14 protein-coding genes are annotated in these 15,132 nt (G+C 47.7%); 11 read left to right on the plus strand and 3 right to left on the minus strand.

Translation table 11 applies throughout. The features are described from left to right. Positions 1-152: 152 nt before the first annotated feature. The 6 genes from VST71_06870 to VST71_06895 all read left to right on the plus strand — a co-directional run bounded on the left by VST71_06870 (position 153) and on the right by VST71_06895 (position 5,571). The gene (locus VST71_06870; protein MEC4685436.1) at positions 153-413 is read left to right on the plus strand and encodes a co-chaperone GroES; all 261 of its coding nucleotides are present in this window, start codon (positions 153-155) and stop codon (positions 411-413) included. Positions 414-485: 72 nt separating this feature from the next. Then, the gene (gene groL / locus VST71_06875; GenBank protein MEC4685437.1) at positions 486-2,123 is read left to right on the plus strand and encodes a chaperonin GroEL; all 1,638 of its coding nucleotides are present in this window, start codon (positions 486-488) and stop codon (positions 2,121-2,123) included. A gap of 93 nt (positions 2,124-2,216) precedes the next feature. Continuing rightward, entirely contained in the window at positions 2,217-3,227 is a 1,011-nt protein-coding gene (mltG, locus tag VST71_06880; GenBank protein ID MEC4685438.1) for an endolytic transglycosylase MltG, read from the plus strand. A 27-nt stretch (positions 3,228-3,254) separates the two neighbouring features. Beyond that, a complete protein-coding gene (gene ispG / locus VST71_06885) occupies positions 3,255-4,319 on the plus strand; it encodes a flavodoxin-dependent (E)-4-hydroxy-3-methylbut-2-enyl-diphosphate synthase (GenBank protein ID MEC4685439.1) in 1,065 nt (354 codons plus the stop codon). After that, positions 4,310-5,197 (plus strand): pantoate--beta-alanine ligase, encoded by an 888-nt coding sequence (gene panC / locus VST71_06890; protein MEC4685440.1) that lies wholly within the window; start codon positions 4,310-4,312, stop codon positions 5,195-5,197. The genes ispG and panC overlap by 10 nt, the downstream gene beginning before the upstream one ends. 35 nt (positions 5,198-5,232) lie before the next feature. Next, a complete protein-coding gene (locus tag VST71_06895; protein ID MEC4685441.1) occupies positions 5,233-5,571 on the plus strand; it encodes a hypothetical protein in 339 nt (112 codons plus the stop codon). A 20-nt stretch (positions 5,572-5,591) separates the two neighbouring features. Here the strand turns inward: VST71_06895 and VST71_06900 are convergent, their stop codons facing one another. The 3 genes from VST71_06900 to atpD are packed head-to-tail and all read right to left on the minus strand — an operon-like array spanning position 5,592 to position 7,643. Beyond that, complete coding sequence (locus tag VST71_06900) at positions 5,592-5,906, minus strand: AtpZ/AtpI family protein (protein MEC4685442.1); 315 nt, start codon at positions 5,904-5,906, stop codon at positions 5,592-5,594. Further along, positions 5,887-6,285 carry a F0F1 ATP synthase subunit epsilon gene (locus tag VST71_06905; protein ID MEC4685443.1) on the minus strand — a complete coding sequence of 133 codons (399 nt, stop codon included), beginning with the start codon at positions 6,283-6,285 and terminating at the stop codon, positions 5,887-5,889. The genes VST71_06900 and VST71_06905 overlap by 20 nt, the downstream gene beginning before the upstream one ends. After that, positions 6,282-7,643, minus strand: a complete 1,362-nt coding sequence (gene atpD / locus VST71_06910) for a F0F1 ATP synthase subunit beta (protein MEC4685444.1) — start codon at positions 7,641-7,643, stop codon at positions 6,282-6,284. Before atpD ends, VST71_06905 begins: the two co-directional genes overlap by 4 nt. Positions 7,644-7,744: 101 nt before the next feature. Here atpD and pilB point away from each other — a divergent pair, with 101 nt between their 5' ends. The 5 genes from pilB to VST71_06935 all read left to right on the plus strand — a co-directional run bounded on the left by pilB (position 7,745) and on the right by VST71_06935 (position 15,132). Beyond that, entirely contained in the window at positions 7,745-9,562 is a 1,818-nt protein-coding gene (gene pilB, locus VST71_06915; GenBank protein ID MEC4685445.1) for a type IV-A pilus assembly ATPase PilB, read from the plus strand. 61 nt (positions 9,563-9,623) lie between these two features. After that, positions 9,624-10,730 carry a type IV pilus twitching motility protein PilT gene (locus VST71_06920; protein MEC4685446.1) on the plus strand — a complete coding sequence of 369 codons (1,107 nt, stop codon included), beginning with the start codon at positions 9,624-9,626 and terminating at the stop codon, positions 10,728-10,730. A gap of 62 nt (positions 10,731-10,792) precedes the next feature. Continuing rightward, positions 10,793-12,001: a type II secretion system F family protein gene (locus VST71_06925; protein ID MEC4685447.1), complete on the plus strand. Its 1,209-nt coding sequence runs from the start codon at positions 10,793-10,795 to the stop codon at positions 11,999-12,001. A gap of 79 nt (positions 12,002-12,080) precedes the next feature. Then, positions 12,081-13,676 carry an ATP-binding protein gene (locus VST71_06930; GenBank protein MEC4685448.1) on the plus strand — a complete coding sequence of 532 codons (1,596 nt, stop codon included), beginning with the start codon at positions 12,081-12,083 and terminating at the stop codon, positions 13,674-13,676. Positions 13,677-13,734: 58 nt separating this feature from the next. Then, the gene (locus VST71_06935; GenBank protein MEC4685449.1) at positions 13,735-15,132 is read left to right on the plus strand and encodes a sigma-54 dependent transcriptional regulator; all 1,398 of its coding nucleotides are present in this window, start codon (positions 13,735-13,737) and stop codon (positions 15,130-15,132) included.

The raw sequence follows: 15,132 nt of genomic DNA on the forward strand, positions 1-15,132 counted from the left end.
CCTGAAATGAGTATATTAGCACTCAACAGAAGTGAGTGCTAACAAAACAGGTGCTTTATCAGGGTTGAGAAATCATGATGAAGTATTTTGGAGTTCCCAATATGAGGCGAAGCCTCTAAAACCAAAAAACCATCAAGAAAGGAGAGGTGTCTATGAAGTTCAAGCCATTGAAAGACCGGGTATTTATCTCTTACACAGAGGACGTTGAGAAGACTCCAGGAGGCATTTATGTGCCTGAAACCGCAAAGGAGAAGCCCCAGAGGGGAAAGATTGAGGCTGTTGGTTCCGAGGTCAAGGAGGTCAAGGTTGGTGATGAGGTAATGTTTGACAGATACTCAGGCTCCAAGATAAAGATGAACGGTTCAGAGTACCTGATCATCAAGGAAGAAGATATTCTTGGAATAGTTGAATAACCGGGTTTAAAATCCAATCAATCCAGGGATTACGCAGACAGAATTTTCTAAAATTAAAGGAGGATTAAGGGTATGGCTGCAAAACAGTTGTTTTTCAATGAGGAGGCAAGACAGGCTATCCTTAGAGGTGTTACGCTTCTAACAGACGCAGTAAAGGCAACACTGGGACCCAAGGGAAGAAATGTGATAATTGACAGGAAGTTCGGCGCACCCACTATCACAAAAGACGGCGTAACCGTGGCAAAGGAGATTGAACTCAAGGAGCCCTTTGAGAATATGGGGGCACAGCTCGTCAGGGAGGTAGCTTCAAAGACCTCTGACGCAGCAGGTGACGGTACAACCACTGCAACGGTCATAGCCTATGCACTTTACAGAGAGGGAATGAAGAATGTCACCGCCGGTTCAAACCCCATGGACCTCAAGCGGGGAATCGAGAAGGCCGTTGAAGCGGCAGTTGAAGAACTGAAGAAGATGAGCAAACCTGTACAGGACAAGAAGGAGATAGCACAGGTAGGCACGATCTCGGCAAACAGTGACCCTTCAATCGGTGAGCTTATTGCCGATGCAATGGACAAGGTGGGCAAGGATGGCGTCATAACCGTTGAAGAGGCAAAGAGTATGGCCACAACACTCGATATTGTTGAGGGCATGCAGTTTGACAGGGGTTATATCTCACCTTACTTCATAACAGACCCCGAGAGGATGGAGTGCAGTCTCGAGGATGCCTATATCCTGATTCACGACAAGAAGATATCAAGCATGCGTGACCTGATCCCCCTGCTTGAGCAGATAGCAAAGATGGGCAGGCCCTTACTTATTCTTTCTGAAGACGTAGATGGTGAGGCCCTTGCAACCCTGGTGGTCAACAAACTCCGGGGCACACTGCAGATCTGCGCTGTCAAGGCCCCTGGCTTTGGAGACAGGAGAAAGGCCATGCTTGAGGATATAGCCATACTTACGGGTGGTACCGTAATCTCGGAAGACCTCGGCATGAAACTTGAAACCGTCAAGATCAACGACCTCGGCCGTGCCAAGAAGATAACCGTTGACAAGGAGAACACCACCATTGTTGAAGGTGCAGGAGATACTTCAAGTATCCAGGGCCGCATCAAGCAGATAAAGACACAGATGGAAGAGACCACCTCGGATTATGACAGGGAGAAGCTCCAGGAGCGTCTTGCAAAGCTGGCAGGCGGTGTTGCCGTTATCAATGTAGGCGCTGCAACCGAGACCGAGATGAAGGAGAAGAAGGCCAGGGTTGAAGACGCATTACATGCAACAAGGGCAGCTGTTGAAGAGGGAATTATCCCTGGCGGCGGAGTGGCACTCCTTAGATGTATCCCTGCCATAGATGCTCTCAACCTTGAGGGTGACCAGCAGGTTGGAGTAAGCATAGTCAGGAAGGCCCTTGAAGAGCCGATCAAGCAGATCGTAGTCAACGCCGGTCTTGAGGGAGCGATAATCGTTGAAAAGGTAAAGGATTCAAAAGACTTAAACTACGGGTTTGATGCCCAGGATGAGAAGTTCACGAATATGATAGAGGCAGGGATTATCGATCCCACAAAGGTGACCAGGACAGCATTACAGAATGCCGCCTCTGTGGCATCCCTTATGCTGACCACCGAAGTTATGGTTACGGATATTCCTGAGAAGGAAGCTCCTGGCATGCCTCCAGGTATGCCTCCCGGCGGCGGAATGGATATGTACTAAAAAGTTATACGAGAGAGGGAAAAAACAGGCAGGGGCTGTTAAAGCCCCTGTCTGCTTTTATACACAATCTTTCTCCTTGTGTTATCCTTATAAATGCACATGTTTGCCAGGTTAAAGAGTTCCATTATCATATGCTCCCTTCTCTCAATAGTAACCTTTGTTATCTATTCATTCCTTAATATTCTGGTCCCGCTGAATCCAAAAAAGCCTGTAGAGGTATATGTGAAGAAGGGAATGACCTTTTCTGAAACCGTTCAGAAACTTCAGGAAGGGGGGCTGCTAAGGGATAAGAATATCGTCCTTCTTGTTGGCAAGATAACCCGTATTGACAGAAAGATAAAGACGGGCCTCTATGAATTCAGCGGCCCTGTATCACCTCTTCAAGTAATTAATGCCCTGTTATCAGGACGGGTCGTGGAATTTAAAGTGACCATACCCGAGGGGTATAATGTCTGGCAGATTGCAAGAGCCCTTGATGCATCAGGTATTATTACAGAGGAGGATTTTTTCAGGTTTGCCTACAACAGGGAGTTCCTTGACAGTATGAATATTGATGCGCCGTCAATCGAGGGGTATATTTTTCCTGATACCTACAGTTTCCCAAGAGGTATGCCCCCGCAGGATGTACTGAAAAGACTGGTCTCCGGGATGAGGAGACATTTTACCGCGAAAATGAAGGACAGGGCGGAAGAATTGGGCCTTTCGGAGAGAGAGGTGCTGACCCTTGCCTCCATAATTGAAAAAGAGGCCAGGGTTGATGACGAGCGCCCCCTTATCTCGGCGGTATTTCACAACAGGCTGAAAAGGGGAATGCCCCTACAGGCAGACCCGACAAGCATTTATGGCTTCAAGAATTCGTCCGGAGTCATCACGACCAAAGACCTGAAGAGAGAATCTCCCTATAATACATATGTCATACCCGGACTTCCACCAGGCCCCATTGCCTCTCCGGGGTTGAAGTCAATTATGGCAGCCCTCTATCCGGCAGATGTGCCGTACCTCTTCTTTGTCTCTGACAATAATGGAGGGCACCGATTCTCCGCAACAGAGGCAGAGCACAGAAAGGCCGTTAAGTTGTACAGGGCGGTGAAGCAGGGCAAGTAAAGACTTGGTTATGGTTACAAATACAATATGATTAAGCGCAGGAGAACAAGAAAGATATTTGTGGGCCCGGTTCCTGTTGGTGGAGATGCGCCAATCTCTGTGCAGTCCATGACAAAGACCGACACCAGGGATATAAAGGCCACGGCAAGACAGATAAGGGGTCTTGAACGGGCGGGGTGCGAGATCATCCGGCTGGCTGTACCGGATATTGAAGCTGCAAGGGCAATCGGAGGTATTAAAAGACAGGTAAGCATTCCCGTGATAGCAGACATACATTTTGACTGGAGACTTGCCCTTGAGTCAATAAGTCAGGGTGTAAGCGGGTTGAGGATAAATCCCGGCAATATTGGTGCAAAGTGGAAGGTAAAAGAGGTTGTTAAGGCCGCTGGAGACCATGGTGTGCCGATAAGGATCGGGGTAAACTCGGGTTCCCTTGAGAAGGATATCCTTAAAAAGTATGGCCGTCCAACACCTGAGGCACTTGTTGAGAGTGCGGCCAGGCACATAGAAATACTTGAGAACATGGACTTCAGGCTCATAAAGGTATCGTTAAAAGGCTCGGGAGTTCCCCTTACCGTTGATGCATACAGGTCTTTTTCCAAAAGGTTTGACTATCCCCTCCATATAGGGATCACAGAGGCCGGCCCCCCGCCTGTCGGGGTTGTCAAGAGTGCTGCTGGTATCGGCATACTCCTTAATGAGGGGATAGGCGATACGATAAGGGTCTCTCTTACTGCCCCGTCCAGGGAGGAGGTAGAGGTCGCATATGAGATACTGAAAGCCCTTGACCTGAGACAGCGGGGTGTAAATATCATCTCCTGTCCCACGTGCGGCAGGTGTAATCTCGACATAATAAGGATTGCAAAAAGGATACATAAAAACCTCAGCGGGGCTTCGTCTCCCCTGACCGTGGCGGTTATGGGCTGTGTTGTTAATGGTCCCGGCGAGGCCCGGGAGGCTGACTTCGGGATAGCCGGCGGCAAGGGAGAGGGAATTGTATTCAAAAAGGGAAAGGTTATAAAGAGGGTGAAGGAAGAGGAGTTGATAGATGCCCTTATGGAAGCGGTTGAGGAGGATTCAGGGTGGAGGTAATCAGAAATTCACGGGTAATGCAGCAGACTGTAAAGGAGTATCTTCACAGGGGCATTTCCATCGGTTTTGTTCCAACCATGGGCGCACTCCATGAGGGACACCTGAGCCTTATCCGCAGATGCAGGGAGGAAAACGATATCTCGGTGGTGAGTATCTTTGTTAACCCCTTGCAGTTTGGACCATCCGAGGACCTCAGCAGCTATCCCCGGAATATGGAGGATGATATGGCTGAGTTAAGGAAGGCGGGGGTTGACATCCTCTTCATGCCCGGGGTTGAAAATATCTATCCCGAGGGTTTTGCCACGCATGTCAATGTTGAGCACCTCTCTGACAGGCTCTGCGGCCATTTCAGGCCAGGTCACTTCAGGGGTGTGGCAACAGTTGTAACAAAGCTGCTGAATATTGCAAGGCCGGCAAGGGCCTACTTCGGTCAGAAGGATTTTCAGCAATTCCTGATTATAAAGCAGTTGGTAAGAGACCTTGATATTGACACTGAAACGGTCATGTGCCCTACAGTAAGGGAGGCGGATGGCCTTGCAATGAGTTCAAGGAATCAATATCTTTCACCTGGGGAGAGAAAGGCCGCAACTGTCATTTACAGGACCCTCTGCGAGGCAAAAAGGCGGGTGATTTCCGGAAAGGTCACATTTGGTGAGGTCAAATCCTTTATGGAAGGCACACTCTCGGCAGAGCCCCTTGTAGAGGAAGTTCAGTATGCCTCTGCTTTTGACGCCGGGACACTTGAAGATATGTCCTCCCTGAATGTTACTATATTCAGGAAAAAGAATATTCTGCTGGCCATAGCCGTCAGGATAGGTAAGACAAGACTGATTGACAACGAACTGGTTGAAATAACCGGAATAAAAGGAGGTAATTAGGGGTAACGGTTGAGACCTGACCTCAATAATTATATATGCTACAGAGAATATTTATACAGATACTGGATAATCCTTTTGAGGATGTAATCTTCAGCGACTCATCGATTGATGAGGCGGTCAATAATCAGGCAATTACCGAGGAACTTCAGAACTCACTGGACTTTCATTACCCAAGCATGGTCCATGTTGAATACATTGACCTCTTCCTTGAGGATGAGGGCAGGTTTATTGAAATACGCGAGATGCTGAGTCACGGGCTGATAACCCTTCCGGTAATCCTTATAAACGGGAGCCCCTTTCTGCACGGGGGGATATCTCATGGCGTCATAATGGATGAGATAGGAAAGCTCCTCTCGTCCGGACCTGTTCATTAAAAGAACGGGATGTACACTTCTCAGCGTTTTTCGTAGAAGAGAAACCTCCACACAGAATATATACCCAGGGCAAGCCCGAGGAGCATAAGTGTTATGGTCCAGGATATACTGCCTGTTTCAGCAAACCTGCGGTCAAGATACTTACCCAGAAAGGTTCCGGCCACAGCAGGTAGGGCGATCATCCAGCCCACCACCCCCAGGGCTGCAACTGATTGCCAGAATATGCCCTTCCCCCTGAACCTCTTCAGTAGCCATGAGTGTGCCTCAACCCTGGAGAGAAATTTTGCCTCCTCTTTGGTGCTCTCCTGCCCCTCCCTATCCTGTTTCTCTTTCAATATCCGCTATCCTCTTCAGGAATGATTGCTGCATCTGCTTCAAAGACCTGTAAAGGGCTTTTTCCCGTTCTGTTATTAACATAAACCTCTCATTGATTATTGCGGTTAATGTGTCAAGGGAATCACCTGATACGGCAGTCCTTGTGCTGAGGGTCGCGGCATTTGATGCAAACCTGAATATCCCCCCGTTTACAGCAATATATCCCTCCTTCTCCCCAATCCTGTAAATTACGACCGATGGTGTAAGGATTGTAATGAATTCCGTATGGTTCGGCAGTATGCCAAAGCTTCCGGTTGAGTCCTCAGCCCTCAGGAAACTGACCTCCTCGTCAAGGATAATGCTCATTGGCGTAACCACCGTGAGGTGGAAGGTCTTCACCTCACAACCTCTTCAATCCCGCCTATCATGTAAAAGGCCTGTTCATCAACGTCGTCATATGTCCCTGAAAGTATCTCCTTACAGCCCCTTATCGTGTCCCGCAACGCTACGTGTCTACCCTTTCTTCCGGTAAAAGACTCTGTGAGGAAGAAGGGCTGGGTGAGAAACTTTTCAAGCTTCCTTGCCCTCGTTACAGTCAGTCTGTCCTCCGGGGACAACTCCTCTATTCCAAGCATTGCTATGATATCCTGCAGTTCATTATACCGTGCAAGCGTCTCCCTGACCTGTCTTGCCACATCATAGTGGCTGTAGCCTACCACATCGGGGTCGAGCATCTTTGACCTTGACTGCAGGGCATCCACTGCCGGATATATGCCCTTTGCCGCAATATCCCTTGACAATATTACCGTTGTATCCAGGTGCGGCATTACTGCGGTTACAGCGGGATCCGTAATGTCGTCAGCCGGCACATAGATTGCCTGGACAGACGTGATGGAACCGGATTCGGTAGAGGTTATGCGCTCCTCAAGTTCGGAAAGTTCAGAAGAGAGTGTTGGCTGATACCCAACCCTTGAAGGCATTCTGCCAAGGAGGGTTGAGAGCTCTGAGCCGGCCTGGACAAACCGGTAGATGTTGTCTATCAGAAGGAGGACATCCTTTTCCTCAGTATCCCTGAAATACTCAGCAATACTGAGGGCTGTCAAGGCTACCCTGAACCTTATGCCCGGCACCTCGTTCATCTGTCCGATAACAAGGATTGAATTCTCCAGCACCCCCATCCGCTTCATCTCCTCGTAAAGTTCATGCCCCTCTCTTACCCTCTCACCAACCCCTGCAAAAATGGAGACACCCGAGTGTATCCGAACTGCCTTGTATATGAATTCAATCAAGAGGACGGTCTTCCCAACACCTGCGCCCCCAAAGAGCCCGACTTTTCCGCCCTTGACAAAGGGGGCAAGAAGGTCAATCACCTTTATGCCTGTCTCATACACCTCGGTTCCGGTTGACTGCTCGGAGAGACGGGGAGATGGTCTGTGAATCGGAAAGGAGAGTTTTGACTTAAGTGGTCCCAGGCCGTCAATGGCAGCGCCGAGCACATTGATTATCCTTCCAAGGGTTTCCCTCCCCACTGGTACGGCAAGGGGGTTGAACGTCCTTTCCACCTTCATATTCCTCCTGATCCCGAATGTGGCACAGAGGGCTATGCATCTTGCCGTTGATGAGCTTAAATGTCTGTGAACCTCGAGTATTAATCTGCTGTCTCCCTCAACAAGGAGGGCCTCATTAATTGCAGGCAGGTTATTGCCCGGGAAGTCAACATCAACAGTGCTTCCTTCTACGGATGCTATAATTCCCATACTTCTAATGATACTATCAGAGAGTATAATTTGCAATTCTCCCGGCCTGTATTATGTACCCCCCCTTCCATTTTATTTGAAATTATGTTATTTTATTTCTAATGGCTGCAAAGATTGGACAACTTTTACTTGCTGCTAACTTAGTAACGGAGGACCAGTTACAGGAGGCCCTTAGCTTACAGAAAAAAGAGGGGGGCAGGCTTGGGTCAAAACTCGTAAAACTCGGCTATCTTACTACGGAAAAGCTTGTCTCTTTTCTCAGTAAACAGTTTGGCGTACCCTCAATAAACCTTTCCGACTATACAATAGCCCCATCTGTACTGAAACTCATCCCGGCAGAGATGGCAAAGAAGTACCTGATAATCCCTGTTGCAAGGGTAGGCGCTACACTGACTGTGGCCATGGCAGATCCTTCAAATATATTTGCCATAGATGACATGAAGTTTATGACCGGATACAATGTTGAAGTGGTGGTTGCCACTGAGGAATCCATTATCAAGGCAATATCAAAATATTACGCGGGCAAGGGAAGCGGCCTTATAAAGAGCAGGACTTCGGCATCTTCATCAATGATTCAGTCACAGGACCTTTCATTAACGGATATCGATGTGGATGATGAAGAAGATGAGGACATTGCGTCGGAGGATTCGCCGACCTTGGATGTGGAAGAGTTTGACAAGATTGTCGGCAGTGCCCTGGACACCATTGAGGCAGTTGATGAGAGGGAAGATGATGAGGTCGTTAGGGAGGTTGAAGCCCCGATTGTCAAGCTTGTTAACGGTATCTTTGTCAATGCCATAAAGGCAGGCGCAAGTGATATCCATATTGAACCCTATGAGAAGGCACTGAGGGTGAGATACAGGATTGACGGTGTCTTGTATTCGGTTATGAACCTTCCGGTAAAGATAAAGAATGCCCTGACCTCAAGGGTAAAGATTATGTCAAAACTTGATATTGCAGAGAGGCGGCTGCCACAGGATGGCCGTATTAAATTAAAGCTGGGCAAGAAGAAGGAGATAGACTTCCGTGTCTCTACCCTGCCCTGCCTATTTGGCGAGAAGACTGTTCTGAGGATACTCGACAAGTCAAACCTCCAGGTAGATATGACCAAACTCGGGTTTGAGAAGGAGCAGTTAAAGGACTTCATGGAGGCCATTGAAAAACCCTACGGCATGGTGCTCGTTACAGGCCCCACGGGTAGTGGTAAGACAACAAGCCTCTATTCAGCGATCAACCATCTCAACAAGCCCGGTGATAATATTATGACAGCAGAAGACCCGGTTGAATATAACTTTCACGGTATAAACCAGGTGCAGATAAAAGAGGATATAGGCCTTACCTTTGCATCTGCCCTGAGGTCGTTCCTGAGACAGGACCCTGATATTATAATGGTTGGAGAGATTCGCGACTTTGAGACCGCGGAGATATCCGTCAAGGCAGCCCTGACAGGTCACCTTGTTCTGAGCACCCTGCATACAAATGATGCACCAAGCACCATAACAAGACTTCTGAATATGGGGATAGAACCCTTTCTGGTATCCTCCTCTGTAATTCTCATGCTTGCACAGAGGCTGGCAAGAAAGATATGTACGCAATGCAAGGTTGAGGAGCAACATTCCGAATCGGCGTTGTTAAAACTCGGGTTTGGTGAAGAGGAAATAAAGGATATCAAGGTTTTTAAGGGTAAAGGCTGTCCGGAGTGTAACAACTCGGGATATAAGGGCAGGGTGGCACTCTATGAAGTAATGCCCGTCAAGGATGAAATAAAAGAACTGATACTCGAGGGTGCCTCTGCACAGGAGCTCAAGAAACTTGCCGTAAGACTTGGAATGAATACACTCAGGAGAAGCGGTTTAAACAAGATAAAAGCCGGGGTTACAAGTATTGAAGAAGTGTTGAGGGTCACCTTTGGCGATTAGATATGGAAAACCTTCAAAATAACACGAAACTAAATATGCGGGAATAAGGAGACGATTCAGTATGGCTACACTTTATGATTTCTTAAAAACCTTGATTGAGCAGGGAGCATCAGACCTGCATATTACTACAGGCAGTCCTCCGAGACTAAGAATTGACGGAAAACTCGCCCCCATTGATCACCCGCCCCTGACCCCTGCCGAGACAAAGACGCTCTGCTACAGCATCCTGACAGATGCCCAGAAGCACAGGTTTGAGGAGCATAACGAGCTGGACCTCTCCTTTGGAGTCAAGGGGGTTAGCAGGTTCAGGGCAAATATATTTATGCAGAGAGGTGCAGTGGCAGGGGCATTCAGGACCATTCCCTTTAATATAAAGACATTTCAGGATCTCGGATTGCCCGAGGTGATCAATGAGCTGGCCAAGAAGAACTCCGGGCTCATTCTTGTCACCGGCCCCACGGGTTCCGGTAAGACCACAACCCTTGCTGCCATGATAGACAGGATAAACTCGGAAAGGCATGAACATATAATAACTATTGAAGACCCTATTGAATATCTGCATCCCCATAAGAGCTGCCTTGTTAATCAGCGTGAGGTAACATCGGATACCGCTACCTTCCATGACGCCCTCCGGTATATCCTGAGGCAGGACCCGGACGTTGTGCTAATTGGAGAGATGAGGGACCTTGAGACTATTTCATCGGCGCTCAGGGTTGCTGAAACAGGGCATATGACCCTTGCCACACTTCATACCAACTCCGCGGCACAGACAATAAACCGTATCATTGATGTCTTCCCTCCCCATCAGCAGGACCAGGTGAGGGTGCAGCTCTCTTTTGTTCTTGAAGGTATTGTAGCGCAGCAGCTCATCCCCAGAAAAGACGGAAGGGGCAGGGCTCTTGCTGTAGAGATACTGGTTCCGACTCCGGCAATCAGAAACCTGATAAGGGAGGATAAGGTTCACCAGGTATACTCAATGATGCAGACCGGACAGGCAAAATTCGGGATGCAGACGATGAATCAATCGTTATACGAGCTTTATGTAAAGGGACATATAAGTTATGAGGATGCACTTGCACGTTCCACAGTGCCGGATGAACTCATTACCATGATGCAGAAAGGCGGTTATATGCCGCAGGAGAAGTATATGGCAGGAAAAAAACGATAAAATAAGGAGGATTTCTGTTTTGAGTAACATTTATAATCCTTGTTTGATTAAGGAGGGGTACGGTGGCTACAGTTTTTCAATGGTCAGGCAAAAACCCGAAGGGTATAATTGAGTCAGGAGAGATGGTGGCCTCTTCAAAGGAAGAGGTGATCGCCAAACTCAGGAACAATAATCTCATACCAACGGCTGTTGCTGAAAAGAAAAAGACAAGAAGTTTGGGTTTTCATATAGGAGGCATCAAGGATAAGGACCTGGTTGTATTCACAAGACAGTTTGCCACCATGATCGATGCAGGTCTGCCGCTTGTGCAGGCCCTTGAGATACTTTCAACCCAGGTAGAAAACAAGTTGCTCGCAAAGACTATCGCCCAGGTAAAGGTGGATGTTGAGGCAGGTTCCACCTATGCCGATGCCCTGAGGAAGCACCCGCGTGTATTCAGTGAACTCTATGTAAATATGGTTGCAGCCGGTGAGTCAGGGGGTATAATGGATACAATCCTCAACAGACTTGCCGCCTATATCGAGAAGGCGATGAAGTTGAAGAAACAGGTTAAGGGAGCTATGATATACCCGGCGGTGGTTACGGCAATTGCAGTGCTTGTAATAGCGGTCATTATGGTCTATGTCGTTCCCACCTTCACCCAGATGTTTGCACAATTAGGGGGGACGCTTCCTCTACCTACACGGATTGTTGTTGCAATGAGTGATTTCCTGAGCGGGATAGGCGGAATTGTTGTGTTGGGTGTTATTATTGCCATAGCTATCTTTATTGTCCAGATAAGGAGAACGGAAAGGGGCAAATACATTACCGACAAGATACTCCTGCAGCTTCCGATCTTCGGAGTCCTCCTGCAGAAAACAGCAATTGCAAAATTTACCAGGACCCTTGGAACACTTGTAAGCAGTGGAGTTCCCATACTTGACGGACTGGACATTACGGCCAAGACATCCGGGAACAAGGTTATTGAAAAGGCGATATACGCGGTAAGATCAGATGTGTCAGAGGGAAAGACCGTGGCTGAACCCCTTATGAAGGCAAAGGTCTTTCCCCCTATGGTAAACCATATGATTGCAGTCGGTGAATCCACCGGCGCCCTTGACTCGATGCTCAATAAAATAGCGGAGTTTTACGATGACGAGGTGGATGCCGCCGTGTCTAACCTTACGTCCATGATAGAACCTCTCCTTATGGTATTTCTCGGAGGTTCTGTTGGATTTATAGTAGTATCAATGTATCTGCCGATATTCAAGCTTATTACCTTGATACAATAATAGCTTTCAGCTATCAGGTTTCTTTCCCTGATAGCTGGTTGGGGGGGTTAAGTGCCTGATAGCTGTTTCGTGAGACCTGATGCCGGCAGAAGAGTTTAAGAGAAAAATCGAGACACTGATATTCCTCCGCCTCTTCTTTGTCACTCTACTGCTTGGCTCCATATTCCTTTTTGACCTTCAGGGCAAACAGTTCTATCAACCCTATCTCTTTTATGGCCTCTTCTTTACCGGCTATGCCCCCTCCATGCTCTATATCTTTCTGCAAAACAGGATTTCAAACAGCATAACAGTCCACCGCCTTATAGCATATGCCCTGTTGACGTTAGACGTGATGGTTGTAGTCTTCCTGATTCTCCTTACAGGCGGGATAGAAAGCTGGTTTTCCTTCCTGCTTATCCTTGTTACAATAGCAGGTTCGATAGTACTTGGCAGAAAGGCCGGCTATATTCTGGCAACATTGGCAAGTATCCTCTATGGACTGGCTATTGATTTACAGTACTATCAGATTATCCCGATTCATTACAATCCCATACTTGAGGAGAAGAATTTCTTTTACAACATGTTTATAAATATTTCAGGATTATATCTTACGGCATACCTCATGGGCTATCTCGTTTCCAGGCTGGAGAAGACCTCGGAGAAGCTCCTGAAAAAGGATATTGACCTGAAGGAGCTATACAGATTTCATTCAGAGGTGATAGAAAACATTCCCAGCGGCCTTTTCAGTCTGGATACCTCAGGTAGAATAGTTTTATTTAACAGCGCAGCTGAAAGGATTACAGGGTTAAAACGTGACAGCGTTATCTACCGGTACAGTAATGAGGTATTTCCATTTTTATCGCTCCCTCCAAAAACAGGCAGGCACGAGGGTGAAATAGTCCGGGACGCAGAGAAAAGGTATATCGGGCTGAGCATATCCCTTAATAAAACCTCCGCAGGAGAGATCCTCGGTTATATCGGAACATTTCAGGATCTGACTGATATCATCAAGCTGGAAGAGGAGATAAAACGGAGGGAAAAGCTTGCAGCCATTGGAGAGCTTTCCGCAAGTATTGCCCATGAACTGAGGAATCCACTTGCATCCATGAAGGGTTCATTCGAGATGTTGAAGGAGGATGTCCTGCCCGAAGAGACAAAGAAACGGCTGATGGATATTGCCATGTCCGAAATGGACAGGCTGAACGCCATTGTCACGGATTTTCTTATATACTGCAATCCAAGGCCGGCAGACATGAAAGGGTTTAATCTCTCGGCAGCAGCAAATGAGGTTTGCGATATGCTTCAGAATATGTCCGACAACATCAGGATAGTCAAAGACATACAGGATGAAGTCTATATGGTTGCAGATGAACAGAAGATAAGGCAGCTTCTCTGGAATCTGACATTGAATGCAGTTGAAGCCGTCCCCGAGGGGGGTGAAGTAGGGATTTCCGTATATACCGACGACAACAATGTCATCCTGAAAGTCTCTGACAGCGGAGCAGGAATACCCGAAGAGAATGTTGAAAAAGTTTTTTATCCTTTCTTCAGTACCAAAAAGAAAGGGACCGGACTGGGTCTTTCCATTGCCTATAGAATAGTTGAAGAACATCATGGTAACATTAAGATATTTTCAGGGAAGGGCAGAAGCACGGAGTTTGTCGTTTCCCTGCCACTGGAAAAGACTGAAAATTAGAGAATTCACGCAATATAGTCTCTCAGAGGTTATAGAGGAAGGAGTTTAAAGGAGCGGGATGGACAAAAGAAAGAAGGAGAAGATACTTATTGTTGAGGATGAACAGGGCATGAACGAGATCCTCAGGATACTGCTTGAGTCCGATGGGTATGAGGTGAGTTCTGCAATGGATGGAGGGAAAGGGATCGAGTTACTCAAAAAAGATATCTTTGACCTCGTTATAACTGATATAAAGATGCCCGGGGTTGATGGTTTCGAGGTCCTCAGAAAGGCAAAAGAGCTCTCACCTGACACGCTTATAATAATGGTCACCGCATTCGGCACAACGGAAAGTGCCATCGAGGCGATGAAACTTGGGGCCTACGATTACATTCACAAGCCCTTCAAGATCGACGAGATAAGGATTGTTGTAAACAAGGCCCTTGAAAAGAGGGGGCTCAGGAGAGAGCTTGAGGTCCTGCGGGAAGAGATCAGGACCACTTACCGGCTTGAAAATATTATCGGGAAAAGCCCCAGGATGCAGGGGCTGCTCAATATTATTCCCAAGATTGCCCAGAGCAGCTCCAGTGTGCTGATAACAGGGGAGAGTGGTTCCGGCAAGGAGCTTGTGGCAAGGGCGATCCACAACATCAGTCCAAGGGCTGAAAAGGCCTTTGTAGCTATAAACTGTGCCTCCCTTCCGGAAGGTCTCCTTGAGAGTGAATTGTTAGGCTATATGAAGGGGGCCTTCACAGGTGCCACACACAATAAGGAGGGGCTCTTTGAAATAGCACATGCCGGCAGCATCTTTCTGGACGAGATAGGGGAGATGCCCTTTAACATACAGGCCAAGATTTTGAGGGTCATAGAGACAGGGACATTCAGGCGTCTGGGGGGGACAAATGATATAACGGTGGATGTCAGGGTTATAGCTGCAACGAATAAAGACCTGAAAAAGGCCATAAAGGCAGGAGAGTTCAGGGAAGACCTTTTTTACAGGTTAAATGTAGTCCCTGTCCACATCCCGCCTCTGAGGGAAAGGAAAGAGGATATTCCCCTTTTGGCTGAACATTTCCTGAAGAAGTTCGGGCATGGAGAGATCGGGATCTCTCCTGAGGCAATGAGGGTGATGGTTAATTACAGTTGGCCCGGGAATGTCCGGGAGCTTGAAAATGTCATTGAAAGGACAGTCCTCTTAACAGAGCATGATATCATACTGCCCGGGGATCTACCGTCGGAGTTGCGGGAGACGGAGATGGACGAGGGGAGATTGCCGGATCTTACGGTCAGCGGTGTTGACCTTGACGGGATTCTTGAAGATATAGAAAGAAGCTATATAAAGAGGGCACTTGAACTCTCCTTAGGGGTCAAGACCGAGGCAGCAAAACTCCTTAACCTCACTTTCAGGTCGTTCAGACACAGATTGTATAAATACGGAATAGGAACAGGATCAGAAGAAGAGGAGAAACAACAATGA

Source organism: Nitrospirota bacterium, from assembly GCA_035873375.1.
Taxonomy (GTDB): domain Bacteria; phylum Nitrospirota; class Thermodesulfovibrionia; order Thermodesulfovibrionales; family JdFR-85; genus BMS3Bbin07.